13 protein-coding genes and 1 pseudogene are annotated in these 17,565 nt (G+C 35.1%); 4 read left to right on the top strand and 10 right to left on the bottom strand.

What is annotated here, in order from left to right; all coding sequences use genetic code 11:
• Nucleotides 1-458: 458 nt before the first annotated feature.
• Nucleotides 459-1,808 carry a branched-chain amino acid transport system II carrier protein gene (gene brnQ / locus GKC53_03220; GenBank protein QRN41152.1) on the bottom strand — a complete coding sequence of 450 codons (1,350 nt, stop codon included), beginning with the start codon at nucleotides 1,806-1,808 and terminating at the stop codon, nucleotides 459-461.
• Nucleotides 1,809-2,083: 275 nt separating this feature from the next.
• Here brnQ and GKC53_03215 point away from each other — a divergent pair, with 275 nt between their 5' ends.
• Nucleotides 2,084-3,058, top strand: a complete 975-nt coding sequence (locus tag GKC53_03215) for a dehydratase (GenBank protein ID QRN41151.1) — start codon at nucleotides 2,084-2,086, stop codon at nucleotides 3,056-3,058.
• A 36-nt stretch (nucleotides 3,059-3,094) separates the two neighbouring features.
• Here GKC53_03215 and dnaJ read toward each other — a convergent pair whose 3' ends face one another.
• On the bottom strand, nucleotides 3,095-4,216 hold the full coding sequence (gene dnaJ, locus GKC53_03210; GenBank protein ID QRN41150.1) for a molecular chaperone DnaJ: 1,122 nt from the start codon (nucleotides 4,214-4,216) through the stop codon (nucleotides 3,095-3,097).
• Nucleotides 4,217-4,355: 139 nt separating this feature from the next.
• Between dnaJ and GKC53_03205 the strand changes: the two genes are divergently transcribed.
• Both GKC53_03205 and nusB read left to right on the top strand, forming a co-directional pair.
• Entirely contained in the window at nucleotides 4,356-4,820 is a 465-nt protein-coding gene (locus GKC53_03205) for a 6,7-dimethyl-8-ribityllumazine synthase (GenBank protein QRN41149.1), read from the top strand.
• A 20-nt stretch (nucleotides 4,821-4,840) separates the two neighbouring features.
• Nucleotides 4,841-5,287: a transcription antitermination factor NusB gene (gene nusB, locus GKC53_03200; GenBank protein ID QRN41148.1), complete on the top strand. Its 447-nt coding sequence runs from the start codon at nucleotides 4,841-4,843 to the stop codon at nucleotides 5,285-5,287.
• Between the two features lie 431 nt (nucleotides 5,288-5,718).
• On the opposite strand, the gene GKC53_03195 is transcribed toward nusB, so the two are convergent.
• From GKC53_03195 to GKC53_03185, 3 genes and pseudogenes are all read right to left on the bottom strand, one after another.
• Entirely contained in the window at nucleotides 5,719-7,005 is a 1,287-nt protein-coding gene (locus tag GKC53_03195) for an acetyl-CoA C-acetyltransferase (GenBank protein ID QRN41147.1), read from the bottom strand.
• A 271-nt stretch (nucleotides 7,006-7,276) separates the two neighbouring features.
• A pseudogene (locus GKC53_03190) lies at nucleotides 7,277-8,503 on the bottom strand (transposase).
• 84 nt (nucleotides 8,504-8,587) lie between these two features.
• The gene (locus GKC53_03185) at nucleotides 8,588-8,854 is read right to left on the bottom strand and encodes a hypothetical protein (protein QRN41146.1); all 267 of its coding nucleotides are present in this window, start codon (nucleotides 8,852-8,854) and stop codon (nucleotides 8,588-8,590) included.
• A gap of 524 nt (nucleotides 8,855-9,378) precedes the next feature.
• Between GKC53_03185 and GKC53_03180 the strand changes: the two genes are divergently transcribed.
• Complete coding sequence (locus GKC53_03180; GenBank protein ID QRN41145.1) at nucleotides 9,379-9,564, top strand: hypothetical protein; 186 nt, start codon at nucleotides 9,379-9,381, stop codon at nucleotides 9,562-9,564.
• A gap of 218 nt (nucleotides 9,565-9,782) precedes the next feature.
• Here GKC53_03180 and sucD read toward each other — a convergent pair whose 3' ends face one another.
• From sucD to GKC53_03155, 5 genes are all read right to left on the bottom strand, one after another.
• On the bottom strand, nucleotides 9,783-10,670 hold the full coding sequence (gene sucD / locus GKC53_03175) for a succinate--CoA ligase subunit alpha (protein QRN41144.1): 888 nt from the start codon (nucleotides 10,668-10,670) through the stop codon (nucleotides 9,783-9,785).
• Between the two features lie 12 nt (nucleotides 10,671-10,682).
• Nucleotides 10,683-11,852 carry an ADP-forming succinate--CoA ligase subunit beta gene (gene sucC / locus GKC53_03170; GenBank protein ID QRN41143.1) on the bottom strand — a complete coding sequence of 390 codons (1,170 nt, stop codon included), beginning with the start codon at nucleotides 11,850-11,852 and terminating at the stop codon, nucleotides 10,683-10,685.
• Nucleotides 11,853-11,936: 84 nt separating this feature from the next.
• Entirely contained in the window at nucleotides 11,937-13,367 is a 1,431-nt protein-coding gene (gene lpdA / locus GKC53_03165) for a dihydrolipoyl dehydrogenase (protein QRN41142.1), read from the bottom strand.
• Nucleotides 13,368-13,450: 83 nt separating this feature from the next.
• On the bottom strand, nucleotides 13,451-14,695 hold the full coding sequence (gene odhB / locus GKC53_03160; protein QRN41141.1) for a 2-oxoglutarate dehydrogenase complex dihydrolipoyllysine-residue succinyltransferase: 1,245 nt from the start codon (nucleotides 14,693-14,695) through the stop codon (nucleotides 13,451-13,453).
• Nucleotides 14,696-14,719: 24 nt separating this feature from the next.
• Nucleotides 14,720-17,548 (bottom strand): 2-oxoglutarate dehydrogenase E1 component, encoded by a 2,829-nt coding sequence (locus tag GKC53_03155; protein QRN41140.1) that lies wholly within the window; start codon nucleotides 17,546-17,548, stop codon nucleotides 14,720-14,722.
• Between the last annotated feature and the right edge of the window lie 17 nt (nucleotides 17,549-17,565).

The raw sequence follows: 17,565 nt of genomic DNA, 5'->3' as shown, positions 1-17,565 counted from the left end.
TTTTTTTTGAAAAAAAACCAAAATATTGCACCAGTTTATTATCTTGAGTAAATTTGGTTGATAATAAAATAGTTAATGGTTTAGTTATGGTCTTGTTATTTGAATTGGGTTGGATCAATATATTTTGCTTAATGTACTGTAATCTGTTTTGTTACATGCTTTTATAGGATAGCAAAGCCATATTCTGAACAAAAATCATGAACAGGAGTAGCCATGTGAAGTGATCATTACCAATTGGTGAATTTCAGGACATAGGTGCCTTTAGGTGAGCCTTGAGCCATTTTCTGATAACTCCTATAAGGTAAATTTATTTGGGATACTCCATATGGACTCCTAGAATTAGGAGAAACAGTAACTTCTAGAGAGTTTACAACACCAAACCCTTGCAATGGTATCACAACTATATCGATCAGTTAGTACGATACCTAGTGTTTCCACCCCTGTTGACCAACAAATATTTACTCATCAGTTCCTCTGCGGATATAAGCTATTAAATAACCAATAATAAGTGTTATTATCGCAGGAATAATCCAGCTAAATGTTAAGTCACTGATGGGGATTCCCAAAGCGTTATAAAACGGAGTAAAAATTTGTTTTGACATATTTTGGAAAAGTACATTACTAATACTGATTAGAGATGTTGTAATTACAGTAATTTGAAACGCAATTTTAGGAATGTGGATAACTTCATTAAAAAGAACTATAAAAATAATCAGAATCGTAATAGGGTATAGAATATTTAAAATAGGTATCGATGCACTAATAACTTGATTTAAACCTTGATTGGATAAAATAAGGCTAGTTAGCGTAAAAAAGTAAACACAGAAATTATAGTTTAACTTCGGGATATAGGAACCAAGCAAATTGGCGAAGAAGCTTGAGATAGCTACTGTCAGACCAATGGCAGTAGTAAGGCAAGCTAAAGTTACTATGAGTGATACTACAATGGGTCCGAGAGTATTCAAAAGAGTGTTGGATGCGTTAGCTAGGATGTAAGCACCTTCATGCATCTCATTTTGGGTGATCCAGTTTAATTGTTCAGTACTCAATGGGTAATGATTACCAATCCAACCCAGACCAATGTAAACAATAACTAAACAAATCCCTGAAACCAAAGCTGCTAAAGAAGAGTATTTGAGTATTTTACTTTTTTCAGTAATTCCTGCAGCTCTGAGTACAGTTAGGGAAATAATGGAAAAAGTAACAGAGGCAATAGCATCCATGGTTAGATAACCCTGAGTAAATCCTTCTGTAAAAGGGTTGCGGTAGGCTGTGGCTGAACCTTGTAGCTCGGTGACAGTTGTGTTTAGTTTGAAAAAAGCCACTGTACATAGTATGCCGATAACCAGTAGTAAAGCAGGGGTTAAAAAGCGACCAATTCTTTCTACCATCTCAGATGGCTTTAAACTGAAAATTAACACAATTAAAAAGTAGATAACACTAAATACTAGTAAGTAAATATTAGAATCAGCCTGAAGGTGTGGAGCAACACCAATAGTATAAGAAGTAGTAGCAGTTCTGGGGATGGCGAATAGGGGACCAATGGTTAAATAAATACTTGTGATGAGCAAGAAAGAAAACCATTTACTGACCTTCTTATCCAGTATTTCAGGAATACCACCAGGGGAGGTCGAACTGGCAATCAAACCGAGTAAAGGTATACCAACACCGGTGATTAAAAAACCAATGACTGCCGGATAAAATGAAGAGCCACTTTGCCATCCTAGCTTGATAGGAAAAATTAAATTGCCAGCACCAAAAAATAAAGCAAATAAAGCCAAACCTAATACAAAAACAATTCTAATCATAAATGTCTCAATTCTTTTCTCGTGTGTTACACAGTTAACAAATGAATAGCAGTTAGTCGATCATTGCTGATTTTAATAAATTAAATTAACAATTCCATATTTTTTCCATTAAATTTGTTGTTATTTTCATTAGATTTGTTGTTATTTCATAAATTTGTTATTACTTTTTAATAGAATTTTAACTCTATTGTTCTAAAGATAATGGATTTTGATAAAAAAAGCAATATTTATAAAAACTTTTCTAAAATTTTGTATCGAGTAAATTCTAAATTCAGATGTGGTATAGTATCCAAAGCATTTTTTTTGAGAGAAAAATTTTCTATACATTAAGTGAGGAGTGTAATATGTTGATGTATAAAGATGTTGAGTTAGATAGTTTACCTTCTTTGACTAAGGGCTATTTAAAGGCAGCAGGCCAAATGATAAATAAATCTTTGATAGTTAAACATATTGGGAGTGTCTTACCAAATCTTCCTGTAAAAAGATTGATTTTGAGAAATTACCAACTCAGTCCAGAAGAAGTTAAGAAGTACACAGATAACACACAATTGGCAAATAGCAAAATTTTACCACTGACTTATCTGTACTCAGTAGCTTTTCCAATGGTAATTAAATTATTAACAGAACCTGATTTTCCTTACACACCAGTGGGATTGGTTCATTTATACAATACCATCAATCGATATAAAGAAGTAGCAACGGATGCGGTTGTAGATATTTATGTACATACTGAAAAAATAAGAGAACATCGTGCAGGATTATTAATAGATGTAGTTACAGAGGTATATGTAGGCTCTGAATTGGTTTGGTCACAAGTAAGTACTATGTTACATAAACAAAAAACGTCCTTAAGCAGTATGTCTAGGGAGTTTTCCGAACCATTTGATAAATCAAATATTACTAGCCAAGAAACGATCAAAGCTACAGTTGATATCATTCGTAAGTATGCTTCTATCTCTGGTGATAGGAATCCTATCCATATGTCACCTATTACTGCAAAAATTTTTGGTTTTCCACAAATAATTGCACATGGGAGTTGGATGATGGCAAGAATTTTATCCTCCAGTGAAGCACAATTACCATCATCATGTACCTATAATGTTCAGTTTGGCAAGCCTTTTTTGGTTCCTGGTAGTGCCGGACTATTTGTGACACATAATGAAAGCAATCATTGGTTATATTCGTTAGAAAAACCAGATAAAAAAATAATTATTTTATCTGCTCAAGTAAAACCTTTAGACAAAGAGTAACCAATAAAAAAAACCTGCATTCGCAGGTTTTTTTATTTAATTAAATAAACTTTTTAATTTGTCAAAAAAACTTTTTTGCTTAGGTGTTTGAGAGTAAGGGAGACTATTTGATACATCATCAAATTTTTTTAAGATTTCTTCTTGCTTATCTGTAAGATTAACAGGTGTTTCGACAAATATATGACAATGTAAATCGCCTGTGCCAATTCCTCTGATAGATTTAATGCCTTTACCTTTTAAACGGAGTATTTTACCGTTTTGAGTACCTTTAGGTATTTTCAGTTTAATTTTCCCATTTAAAGTAGGAACATCTACTTCTCCACCTAAAGCAGCTAAAGGAAAGGTGACAGGCACTTCGCAATGTAGATTAGAACCATCTCTAGTAAAGAAAGAATCAGGTTCAATATGTACCCTCACGTATAAGTCACCATTAGGCCCCCCATTAATACCTGCATCACCTTGTCCGTTTAAACGAATACATTGACCTTCATCTATGCCTGCGGGAATAGAAACTTCCAGTGTTTTAGTAGTTTTGACTCTTCCCTTCCCTCTACATTTAATACAGTGCTCCTTAATAATTTTTCCTGTTCCATGACAGTTTGGACAGGTTTGTTGGAATTGGAAAATAGCTTGTCTCACATTAATTGTGCCTGATCCTTGGCAGGTAGGACAAGTGTCTATCTTGCTTCCTGGTTTGGCTCCAGTTCCATGACATACATCACATTCTTGTTCAGTAGGGACTGAAATTGTTTTTTTCACTCCTTCTGCAGCTTCTTTAAGGGTGATTCGAATATCATATTGTAGATCTTGTCCTTGATATGCTTGAGGCTGCTGGTTTCGGCCTCTGTTTCCGCCAACACCACCTCCAAACATTTGACTAAAGATATCACTAAAATCAAATGCATCACTACTGCTAAAACCGCCCATATTAGGACCAAAACCAGCTTCTCCAAACTGATCGTACTGTTTTCTTTTTGTTGGATCAGATAAAACAGCATAAGCCTTTTGAATTTCTTTAAATTTTTCCTCCGCTGCTTTATTGTCGGGATTTCTATCAGGATGATATTTCATAGCTAATTTACGGAATGCTTTGGTAATTTCCTCTTGAGAAGCCGTTTTACTCACACCTAATACATCATAAAAATTTTTATTATTCATGGCTCATATATCTTTAATTATCGATTTTCCATAAATATGGGTATTTTTATTAAAATCAAGTCCAATATGATATAAATGTAGTTTTATTATCATAAAAATACGTATAATACATCTAGGTTATATAATGGAGTAGGAAGAGATGAAGACACATCCAGTCCAATTAAAGGGCAAAGGTTTAAAGATAGGTATTGTCCAATCTAGGTTTTCAAATGGAATTGGTGAGGAATTATTAAATGCTTGTGTTAAGAAATTAGTTAAGCGAGAGGTTAAAGAAAATAATATTATTTTAGTTACAGTACCAGGTGCACTAGAGATTCCTATCGCGCTACAGAATTTGTTAATGAGTGATAATTTTGACGCTATGATTGCATTAGGTGTTGTTATTAGAGGGGAAACATATCACTTTGAATTGGTATCTGATATTTCAGCACGAGGTATTTCACGTGTATCACTTGATTTTAATGTGCCAATTGTAAATATGGTTTTGACTACAGAAAATGATGAACAAGCTATTGTAAGGGCAAAAATAAGAGGATTAGAGGCTGCTGATGTTGCTGTTGAAATGGCTAATCACATTAAAAATTTAAGAAAATATAAGAAATAATTACTGAGGAATATAATAGTATGAGAACGCCTAGACGCCGTTCACGAGAGTTTGTGCTACAAGCACTTTATCAATTAATTTTAAATCCCGAGTACTTGGCACAAGAGTTATTGAGGAACATTAAAGAAACCGATGCATTTTTAAATGCTTTGCAGGATAAAAAGCCTAAAGTCGATGAAAATTTCTTTGATACCTTATTTTTAGGTATTTATCCCATGATAGATACTTATGAAATTGAACTTACTCCCTACTTGGATAGAAGTTGGGATGGAGTGAATGCGGTTGAGAAAGCAATTTTATTGATCGCCTGCCATGAACTAAAGACATTACCAGAAACACCTTTTCCTGTTATTATTAATGAAAGTATAGAATTAGCTAAAGGATATGCAAAAGAAGATAGCTATAAATTCATTAATGGTGTATTAGATCGTTTATCTGTAGTACTAAGACATCATGATAACCCATAACCAATCAATTTGATTGCATTGTGATTTTAAGATAATGTGGGGAGGTTGTGATGATAAAAGGAAATTTTTCAATAGTAGTTATTTCTAGTTTCTCAGTCACAAGTGCAGTTATCATTACCTGATCATGTGATACCATGAATGGCAAGTAGTAGTTCTGATTGATAGTAAGTATCATTCCTGTGAGTATGAATAGGAGTTGATGGTAGATAATTTGGTGATGTTAAACATGAATCAATTAGTCAATCATTCTCCAATTTCAAAACAAGGGAATTTATTTTCGGACATTTCTGAAAAGAGGGTTGCTTTATGGCTAGCATTTGACAGGCAACGGCTTTGTCTACATTTTTTTTTGATAAAAGTAAAATAAAAAAGGTCAGGTGTTATGACCTTTTTTATTAAAGATGATTTTTATTTAAGATGATATTGGTGAGTCATTTTTCCACAATAGCAGTGACGCCTTGGCCACCAGCTGCACAGATTGAAATTAATGCTCTACCACGACCTTTTTGATTAATAAGTTTAGCTGCTGTTGCCAAAATTCTACCCCCGGTTGCAGCAAATGGGTGTCCACAACCTAAGGAAGAACCTTTAACATTTAGTTTGCTTCTATCAATTGAACCCAAGGCCTTTTTTAACCCCAGCTTTTGTTGGCAGAAAATATCACTTTCCCAAGCTTTTAAGGTTGATAGTACTTGGGAGGCAAAAGCTTCATGTATTTCGTAAAAATCAAAATCTTGTAGGGTAATACCTGCACGTTGTAACATTCTAGGAACAGCATAGGCAGGTGCCATTAATAAGCCTTCAGGTTTACCATTTCTGCCAATAAAATCAACAGCGGCAGTTTGTTGAAAAGTTAAATAAGCAAGAATTGGTAGCTCGTGTTCTTGTGCCCATTTTTCAGAAGCAAGTAGCACGGTTGAAGCACCATCCGTTAGGGGAGTAGAGTTTCCTGCCGTCATGGTAGGATTAACACCTTTATCAAAAACTGGTTTTAAAGTGGCTAATTTTTCTATTGTTGTGTCAGGCCTTAGATTAGAATCTTTCTCCAATCCCGCAAAAGGGGTGAGTAAATCTTCAAAAAAACCTTCTTCATATGCAGCTGCTAAATTTTTATGGCTAAGATAAGCCAGTTCATCTTGATCTTCTCGTGTAATCCCCCATTCTAGAGCTGTAATTGCAGCATGATCTCCCATAGAAAGTTGAGTACGAGGTTCTTTATTTTGAGGAGGTTCAATTAAACCAGATAGAGAAATTTTGGTGAGTGCTTTAAGTTTTCCACCTATGGTTTTTGCAGCATTTGCTTGCATTAAAGCTTCACGGGTTTTTTTACCAACTGCGATAGGTGCATCAGATGTAGTATCAACACCTCCTGCGATACCGCATTCTATCAGACCTAACGCAATTTTATTGGCAATTTGAAAAGCAGCTTGTAACCCAGTACCACAGGCTTGTTGTAAATCATAAGCAGGTGTTTCTGGTGCTAAGCTAGAACCTAAAACACATTCGCGAACCATGTTAAAGTCTCTGCTATGTTTTAATACAGCACCACCAACGACTTCTCCTATTAACTGACCATCTAAATTAAAACGTTTGATCAAGCCATTTAATGCCGCAGTAAACATATCAGAATTTGATTTTTTCATATAGGCGCCATTGGAGCGAGCAAATGGAATACGATTTCCTCCAATAATTGCTACTTTTCTAGGTTGATTAGCCATAATTTTTCCTTTTGTCTTTTAATCAAAATTAATGAACCTAAGTGTAAGAAGAAAAAATATATTTAGCAAGAATTATTTATTGACTTTTACCATTCCATGAGCATACACAAGTTCTATGAATTTATGTTTAATCTTTATTTTAATATATAATTTTTATACTCATTCATTGAAAATAATTTTCTGTAATGCGGGTATACTCTACTTTGTTTATCTGTGCTTGATGATTGTCTATAGTTTTTTCTTGTGTAATGATCTTGACGTCCTCGCCGGCCTAAAGGGCAGGGATTCCTACGGTGTTTAGCAGTATTGCTAACTCACTTCGGTGGGTTCCTGTTGCTGATGACCTTACTGCATCATTCACGTCACAGGCTAACCGGGCACGTCCTGCCCTTAATATATTTATCGCTCCAACCTCATCTGCATTTAATTTATATCCACATGCAACACATTCAAAGTTTGATTGCGTTTGACGGTTCTGTGCACTTATATGCCCGCATTGTGGGCAAGTACGACTGGTATTCTTAGGATTCACTGCTACTAAATGACCTCCTCGCCATAACAGTTTATAGTCCAGTTGCCTTCTAAATTCATACCATGATTGATCTAGCATAGAACGATTTAATCCCGATTTTTGCTTTACTCTTTTACCAGGATGAGTCGTATCCCCCTTTGCAGACTTAGATATGTGACCAACCTGCAAATCTTCTACATACACAATGGCGTGGTTTTTGCTAATTTGAGCAGAGAGTTGATGAAGGTAATGACGTCTAATATTGGCTATTCTCGAGTGTAAGCGTGATACTTTATTTTTTGCTTTTTTCCAGTTGTGACTCAATGGCCTCTTATGGCTCATTTGACATTGCAATTTAGCTAACTGACGTTGTGCCGTTTTAAAACTATTGATAGGCTCAAAGTATTGACCGTTACTTAAAGTTGCAAAACGGGTAATCCCCATATCTATACCCACTTCATTACCTAATGGTATTGGTGGTTCAACATCATATTCCGTTTGTATAGCAACATACCACTTTCCACACTTGTGACTAATGGTAACGTTGTTAATCGAACCAATGACATGACGACTATTACGGTATCTTACCCAGCCTATTTTGGGTAAATACAAACGGTTGTTACCTTGTTCTAGTTTTACACCTTGGGGAAATCTAAAGCTTTCTTTCAATCCCTTTTTCTTAAACTTAGGAAAACTAGAACGTTTGGCAAAGAAATTCCGAAAAGAGGCTTCTAGATCTTTTAAGGATTGTTGTAACACTTGACTATGGCAATCTTTAAGCCATTTGAACTCATCTTTCCATTTAGGTAGTAAGCTCGATATTTTACTGTAGCAGAATTTGAAACCGTTACCAGCCTCATACTGCTTATTCTGACAATCTAAAGCATGATTAAATACAAAACGAGAACAACCACAAAACTGCTTCATTTTGCGAATATGTTCACCATTAGGTATTCACTCAAATTTAAAAGCTTTTTTGATTTGCATGTCTTGATTATACTAATGAACTATGAATAGTCAATAAGATAGCATAGACACTAAAAGACGGAATAACCACTTCGTGGTGACGCCTTATATCCCCGCCCTGAAGGATGAGGGTCTTACGGCGAGCATGATAAAATGTTGCTTCACACTTTCACTTTTATCAGTTATGGTACGATCATGCTTAGATAGTTGGTTTCTAAGTTCTGTAACTTTTTTTTCCGTATCCAAATTTTTTTCATTTAATTGAGATCTATGTTCGAGGTCTTTTCTGCTTTTTCCTCTATCTGTCCAACTATAGTACCTTTGTTTTTGGATCTTGACATTACTTGTGGTGAGATATTTAGTACCCCCCATTAATTAAATTAATTTTGGTGATTTGATCGCCTTTTTTATAATGCCATTGGACTCCATTTGTGATCTTAAATGATCACTCCCATAAAGTTCTTTCATCACCATTTTTCTTAATTTTTAAGAAAAAACTTTTTTCGCCATTGGGATCAACACTATTTCCTATCTTGATGACCTTAATAATTGGTAAATTTTCAGTTACTTTAGCTTTAGGTGATTCATTTAATAGGCATGCTCCCCTCGCTCTAAAGGCTATGGGTTATAAAGTGGGAGTATTCATGTCTATCAATAGTAGTAATTGATTATCGAATCTTAAATAATAAAGAAAGTGGTTAGGATATCAACAGACAAAAGTTTCTAAAGCAGAACTTAGCAATTAACTACATTGGAAGAAGACATATGTGTTTTTATCTGCGCTACTGTCAAATACAGAATTTTGTAATATCTTGTTAATATTTCTGTTATTAATATTAATTAAGATTTTAGCTTTAGAAAATATTTTTAATTAGTTAAATTATCAGGTAATTTAAGTGAACAAAATTTTAATTTTAGATGGTAGAAATTTAGTACATAATCCATGTTGTTGGAGAAATTTTAATGATCTATTGCAGTCTATCTATGGGCAAAACTTTTCAAAAATGACAATTAACTATTTAAATGACAAAGATATATTAGGAGAGGTTTCTGGTTGTTTAGAGGAGGGAGTAAGCCCGTAAATTGTAATGTATTTTATTATTGACTGCTAGTCATTAAGAACATTTTATTTCTAGAATTCATATTTTGGTTCATGGGAAGAGTTTTTGGCGGGGGTATTTAATTTGATCAAAATTTTGAGTTGACATCACTAGGTAAACTTGTACAGCGATTTGTGAGCAAAACATTCATAAAAAGACGTTAGGTTATCTAACGTCTTTTCAAAATGTGTACAATTATCTTAAGCCATTCCTTTGGATTTTAATAATTCCAGTAAAGTAGAACCGATTTCTGATGGACTTCTTGTATAGGTAACTCCTGCTTTTTCAAATGCTTTAAATTTTTCTTCAGCTGTTCCTTTACCACCTGAAATAATAGCACCAGCATGCCCCATTCTTTTACCTTTAGGTGCGGTAACACCTGCAATGTAGCCTACTACCGGCTTGGTAACATTTGATTGAATATATTCGGCTGCCTCCTCTTCTGCGGTACCACCAATTTCACCAATTAAAACAATAGATTTAGTTTTAGGATCTTTTTCAAATAGCTCTAGTACATCAATTTGGTTTAAACCAGGAATAGGGTCTCCACCAATTCCAACACATGTAGATTGACCTAAACCAATTTTACTAGTCTGTCCAACTGCTTCGTAAGTTAATGTACCGGAACGAGAAATAATACCAACACTGCCTGGTATATGAATATGCCCAGGCATAATTCCTACCTTGCATTCCCCAGGGGTGATAATACCTGGGCAGTTAGGCCCGATTAAACGGACATTCCCAACTGTATCTATATAACGCTTAGCAATCAACATATCTAGTGTAGGAACACCCTCAGTAATGACAACAATCAATTTAATACCCGCATCAACGGCTTCAATGATTGAGTCTAATACAAAAGGTGCAGGAACATAAATAACTGAGGTATCTGCTTTTGTTTCTGCTACTGCTTCCTGCATAGTATTGAAAACAGGTAAGCCTAAATGAGTTTGGCCTCCTTTTCCTGGAGTCACACCCCCAACTACGTTAGTGCCATAAGCAATGGCTTGTTCTGAGTGGAACGTACCATTCTTTCCTGTGAATCCTTGTACCAAAACTTTTGTATTTTTATCAACTAAAATACTCATTCTTAATTCTCCTTAAGCTTGTTTTGCTGCCGTAACTACTTTTTCAGCAGCATCAGCTAATCCATTTGCAGAAATGACTTTCAAGCCAGATTCGTCTAATAATTTAGCACCAATATCTGCATTATTACCTTCAAGCCTTACTACAACTGGCACTGTAACATTAATTTCTTTGACTGCAGCTATAATTGCTTCAGCAACCATATCGCATCGTACGATTCCACCAAAAATATTAATCAGTACTGCTTCAACTGATTTGTCATCAAGAATAATTTTAAAAGCTTCAATAACACGATCTTTAGTTGCACCACCACCAATATCTAAAAAGTTAGCAGGTTGTCCACCATAAAGTTTGATAATGTCCATGGTAGCCATAGCCAGCCCAGCACCATTAACCATACAACCGATGTTACCTTCGAGAGCCACATAATTCAAACCAAGTTCTGAAGCTCTTAGTTCACGTTCATTTTCTTGTGATTTATCATGTAGCTCTGCTATATCTTGCTGTCTAAATAAAGCGTTAGAATCGATGCCAATTTTAGCATCTACACACGAAAGTTCCCCATTTTTACGAACAGATAATGGATTAATTTCTACTAAAGAGAAGTCATTTTCAACAAAGGCGTTATATAGGCCAGTCATTATTTTTGAAAATTGAGTAATTTGTTTATCTTTTAAACCTAACTTAAAAGCAACTTTCCTTGCCTCAAAAGGCATCAAACCGACTAATGGATCTGCGACTACTTTGAATATTTTTTCAGGGGTTTTAGCCGCTACTTCTTCAATTTCTACACCACCTTCAGTAGAAGCCATAAAAGTCACACGACGTGTAGAACGATCAACGACAGCACCTAAATACATTTCCCGTTCTACCGGATACATGTCTTCACAAACAAGAACTGAGTTAACAGGTAATCCATTAGCATCAGTTTGATAAGTGACCAAACGGCTCCCAATCATTTCCCCAGTGATTTGTTCTGCTTCTTCTCTTGTTTTTACAATTTTAACACCGCCAGATTTGCCACGCCCACCTGTATGTGCTTGAGCTTTAATAACAGCAAATTTACCACCTAGTTGATCAAATGCATCACCAGCTTCCTTAGGAGTTGTTGCTAGAATTCCATCTTGTGTTGGCAAACCGTAGCGTTTTAATATCGCTTTTGCCTGATATTCATGTAAATTCATAGAATTTCCTTAAAATTAAGTTAATAAAATTTCAATAGCAAACTTAATTTTTTATAAATAATTAAGTTAACATCAATAAATAAATTATCCATTTAATGGACGTTTGTCTACTGCCAAACTGGCTTCATGTATTACTTCAGACAGAGTAGGGTGAGCATGTACAATTCTAGCTATGTCTTCACTGGATGCTGAGAATTCCAATGCTTCTACCGCTTCGGTCAGTAATTCAGAAACCATAGGGCCTATCATATGTACACCTAATATACGATCTGTTTTCTCATCAGCAAGAATTTTAACAGTACCTTGTGCTGCACCCATAGCCAATGCTCTACCATTTGAAGTAAAACTAGATACACCTTTTTTGTATTTAATTTTGGCTTGTATTAATTGCTCTTCTGTTTGACCTACCCAAGCAATTTCAGGTGTTGTATATAGAATTGATGGCATAATATCTAAATTAACATGTGGTTTTTGCCCTGCAATACGTTCTGCTACTGCAACACCTTCCTCACTAGCCTTATGTGCAAGCATAGGACCTCTGACGACATCACCAATAGCCCATATATTATCTACTTTGGTATGGCAATCCTCATTTACTTCGATAAAACCACGATCATCTAGAGTAACGCCAACAGTATCGAGGTTTAAATTTTCAGTATTAGGCACTCGGCCAATAGCGATAATTAATTTATCAAAAGTAATCTCTTCTGTTTCCCCATTTAGTTCGTACTTCACTGTAATCTGTTTTCCTTTATGGGAAACTTCTAGAACTTTAGCACCAAGTTTAATATCTAGTTTTTGATTTTTAGTGAAAATTTTAAAAGCTTCTTTGGCAATTTGTTGGTCAGCCATAGGTAGGAAAGTAGGGGAGGCCTCTAAAATAGTCACTTCTGAACCTAGACGATTCCACACAGAGCTCATTTCTAAACCGATGACACCAGAACCTATCATACCCAATTTTTTGGGTACTGATTCTAAGTCTAATGCCCCCACATTATCTAGTATATTAATATTATCAATTTCGACAGAAGGAAATTGACGAGGTTTTGAACCTGTAGCAATGATTACATGTTTTGCTTTGATTTCAGATACACTTTTATCATCAGTAACTACTATTTGATACCACTGACCATCTTTGCCTTTAAATGAAGCTTGCCCATGGATACTCTCTACTTTATTTTTTTTGAATAGGAAACCAACACCACTGGTTAATTTCGTAACGATAGCATCTTTTCGAGCAATCATCTTCGGAATATTAATTTTTACGTTATCTGTTGAAATACCGTGTTCCTCTAATTCATGACTTACTTTATGAAATTCTTCTGAAGATTGTAATAGTGACTTGGATGGAATGCATCCAACATTTAAACATGTCCCACCTAAAGCGGGTTTATCTCCTCTTTTATTTTTACCTGCATCAATACAAGCTACTTTAAATCCAAGCTGTGCAGCACGAATTGCTGCAATATAACCACCAGGGCCAGCCCCAATGACTACAACATCAAATTCAGACATATTTTAAATTCTCCTTTAGAGTAAATTTATTATGGAAAGCTTGAGTGAATGAAGGTAGCGAACTACCTTCATTATTTTTGGATCTAGATTTCCAATAGTATTCTAGCTGGATCCTCTAACATTTGCTTTATGGTTACTAAGGTTAGTACAGCTTCCTTTCCATCGATTAAACGATGGTCATAAGATAAAGCAACATACATCATTGGACGAGAGACCACCTGATTATTTTCAACAACGGCTCTATCATAAATAGAGTGCATACCCAAAATGGCAGATTGGGGTGGATTAATAATTGGTGTGGACATCATAGAACCAAAAGTTCCCCCATTGGTAATGCTAAATGTACCACCAGTAATTTCATCCAAACTTAATTTTCCGTTTTGAGCACGGGTGGCAAAATCAATAATTTGTGTTTCGATCTCGGCGAATGTGAGCAAGTCAGCATCTCTTATGATAGGAACAACCAGTCCTCTTGGGGTGCTCACAGCAATACCAATATCAAAGTAATTATGGTAAACAATATCATTGCCATCAATAGATGCATTAATAACGGGATACTTTTTCAATGCAGCGATAGTTGCTTTGACAAAGAAAGACATAAATCCAAGTTTAACATCATACTCTTGAGCAAATAAATCTTTATATTCCCTACGTAAATCCATGACAGGTTTCATATTGATTTCATTGAAGGTAGTCAAAATAGCATTTTCGTGTTGCGAATTGAGTAAACGTTCTGCTACCCTTTGACGAATACGAGTCATAGGAACTCTTTTTTCTATTCTGTTGGCAGTAACCAGAGGAGGTACTGGTGATAGTGTAGATGTTTTTTCTGAAAATTTATTTTGTACATCTTGTACATCTTCTTTTAGAATTCTGCCGTCTTTCCCAGAACCGGAAACTTGATCTAAATCAATGCTTTTTTCTGCAGCAATTTTTGCAGCTGATGGCATAGCAACAGATCCTTTCTTAGGATCTATTATATTGATAGCTGAAGATTTTTTATTTTCTTCAGTGGTCGTGAGATCCTGTTTATTCTCAGAAACGCTAATTGGATTTGTTTTTCCTGTATTAACACAGCTATCTTCTTTTTTCGCAGTATCAAGTTTAGCAATTAATTGTTCTGCTTCTACTGTCTCTCTATCTTGGGCTATTATTTCAGTAATAACCCCAGAATCAGGTGCTGGAAGCTCCAGTACTACTTTATCCGTTTCGATATCAATTAAATTCTGATCACGCTTTACATAATCTCCAACTTTGACATTCCAGGACATCAAAGTTGCTTCAGTAACACTTTCTGGTAAACCAGGCACTTTAATTTCAATAATCATTAAAAATTCTCCATCTAAATATTCTTATAAAGTTAGCGCATCATCTAGCAAATTATTTAATTGTTGAACATGTAAACTTTTATATCCGACTGCAGGCGATGAGCTTGCGGGCCTAGCAGAAACAGAAAGTTTTTGTTTTAAATTAATGTGAGGCTGAATATGGTGTAATATTTGATACCACGCTCCTTGATTCAAAGGTTCCTCTTGTACCCATTTAATATCGTAGGTTTTACTATATCTATCTAATTCGTTTTTAAATTCTTTACATGGGAATGGATATAGTTGTTCAATTCTAATAATTGCTATTTTATTTTCTAGTTTCCGCTTTTCACGTTCAGCTTTAATATCGTAATAAATTTGGCCTGTACAAATAATGATGCGCTTAACTTTTGAATCATCTCTTTGAATATTATCACCAATAACATTTCTGAATTTTGAACCATTAATAAAATCACTAATATCACTCATTGAATCTTTAAATCTTAACAAACGTTTAGACATAAAAATAACCAGAGGTTTTCTATAAGGTCTCAGGATTTGACGACGCAGAACATGAAACATCTGAGCAGCTTCTGAAAGATAGACAACCTGTATATTATCATCCGCACATAATTGCAACCATCTTTCCAAGCGACCTGAAGAATGTTCTGGCCCTTGGCCATCATAACCGTGAGGAAGTAAAACAGTTAATCCACACAGACGACCCCATTTAGCTTCCCCAGAAGTAATAAATTGGTCAATAGCTACTTGCGCACCATTAACAAAATCACCAAATTGAGCTTCCCAGATAACTAATTGAGTAGGAGCAGAACATGCAAAACCATACTCATAGGCCAAAACAGCTTCTTCATTCAGGATTGAGTCAACAATCATGAAGTAAGCTTGATCTTCAGAAATATTTTGCAATGGAATGTAGACCCCTTGATCCCATTTTTCCCTATCTTGATCATGGAAGACCGCATGTCGATGAGAGAAAGTTCCTCGACCCGAATCTTCGCCAGAAATGCGAACACCATTGCCATGAGCGACCAAACTTGCATAAGCTAATGTTTCAGCCATCCCCCAATCCATAGGCGTTTCCCCAGATCCCATTTTCTTTCTTTGTTCTATTAATTTTGCAACAGTACGGTGTAACTGGAAATTTTCAGGTACTTCTGTCAACTTATTGGTTAGAGATTGTATTTCTAACACTGACAGTGAAGTATCGACTTCTTGAGTCCAATGAGTATTTTTATAGATTTCCCAATTTTGGGAATGCTTGTTCTGATCGATCCTCAGATTAGATTTTTGAACATGCTTACCTTCATCAAGTAATTTCCGATAATCTTGGATCATTTTTTCTGATTCATTTTCGCTTAAAATTCCTTCTTGAATTAATTTTTCAGCATATAAAGTACGAGTTGTTGGCCGCTTAGTAATTGCCTTATACATCATTGGTTGTGTAATAAAAGGATCATCTCCCTCATTGTGACCTAAACGACGGTAACAAACCATATCAATAATGATGTCTTTATGGAATATAGTTCGGAATTCTAAAGCGATTTTTATAACGTAGCACATAGCTTCTGGATCATCTCCATTAACATGGATGATCGGTGCATCAATCATTTTTGCAATATCAGTACAAAAAGTAGTAGAGCGTAAATCTCTAGTATCAGAAGTGGTAAAACCAATTTGATTATTGACAACAATATGTACAGTCCCCCCAGTTGTATAACCACGAACCTGAGATAAATTAAATGTTGCTTGATTAACACCTAAACCAGAAAGAGCTGCATCACCATGAATCAGAATAGGCAATACTCGAGTTTTGCCATTCGCTCCATATCTTCTTTGTCTGGCTCTTACGTTTCCTTGGACTACAGGATTAACAATTTCTAAATGGGAAGGGTTAAATTCTAAAGAAATATGCACAGACCCCGATTCTGTCTTAAGATCTGCAGTAAACCCATTATGATACTTCACATCACCACTTGGAAGTTTAGTCTTGGCTGTACCGGTAAACTCATCAAACAGATCTTGAGGCGATTTTCCCAATGTATTGATTAAAACATTTAAACGACCACGATGCGCCATGCCGATAACTATAGACTCTACTCCATGTTTCGTTGCTTCATTAATTAAGTAATCTAAGCCCGGAATTAAACTTTCACCGCCTTCAAGAGAGAAGCGTTTTTGACCAACAAATTTAGTATGTAAATATCTTTCAAATGTTTCAGCAGCAGTTAATTTGTATAAAATATTTTTTTTAGATTCATTATTAAAGTTAGGAGTTGAGAGTTCAGATTCAAAGCGATCTCTCACCCAATGTCTCTCTTCTGTATTGATAATATGCATATATTCAATACCAATTGAGCCACAATATGTTTGTTTCAGTTTTGAAATAATTTCAGACAAGAGTACAGGCTCATTGTTAACATTAAAATTTGATGACGAATAAAACTTTTTGGATAAATCATCTGTGTTCAGATTATAAGCCTCTGGATCCAATAGATTTGACTGTGTTTTTTGATTTTGACGTCCTAAAGGATCTAAATTAGCATACCTTGAACCTAATATTCTAAATGAATAAATCAATCTTAACACATTAACTTGTTTTTGCATTTCCTCCGTACTTGTGTGAGAGGTCGTTATCGGTTTTTTTGACTTGGATAATTTTCTAAAAGATTCTTCTATGCCTAGCCTTGGTTGATCCTGAATAATAATACCAGCTTCTTTTGTTAACAGATCAAATTGTGTTTTCCAGTAATCACTAATACTATTAGGGTTAATGAGATATTGCTCATACAAACCTTCGACATATGGAGCATTTCCACCATAAAGGTAGGATAACTCACTTTCTTCTTTCATCATGATTAATCATCCTTTGT

The organism is Neisseriaceae bacterium (genome assembly GCA_016864895.1).
Classification (GTDB): Bacteria; Pseudomonadota; Gammaproteobacteria; order Burkholderiales; family Neisseriaceae; genus QFNR01.
This window is presented reverse-complemented; position numbering and strand designations above follow the sequence as displayed.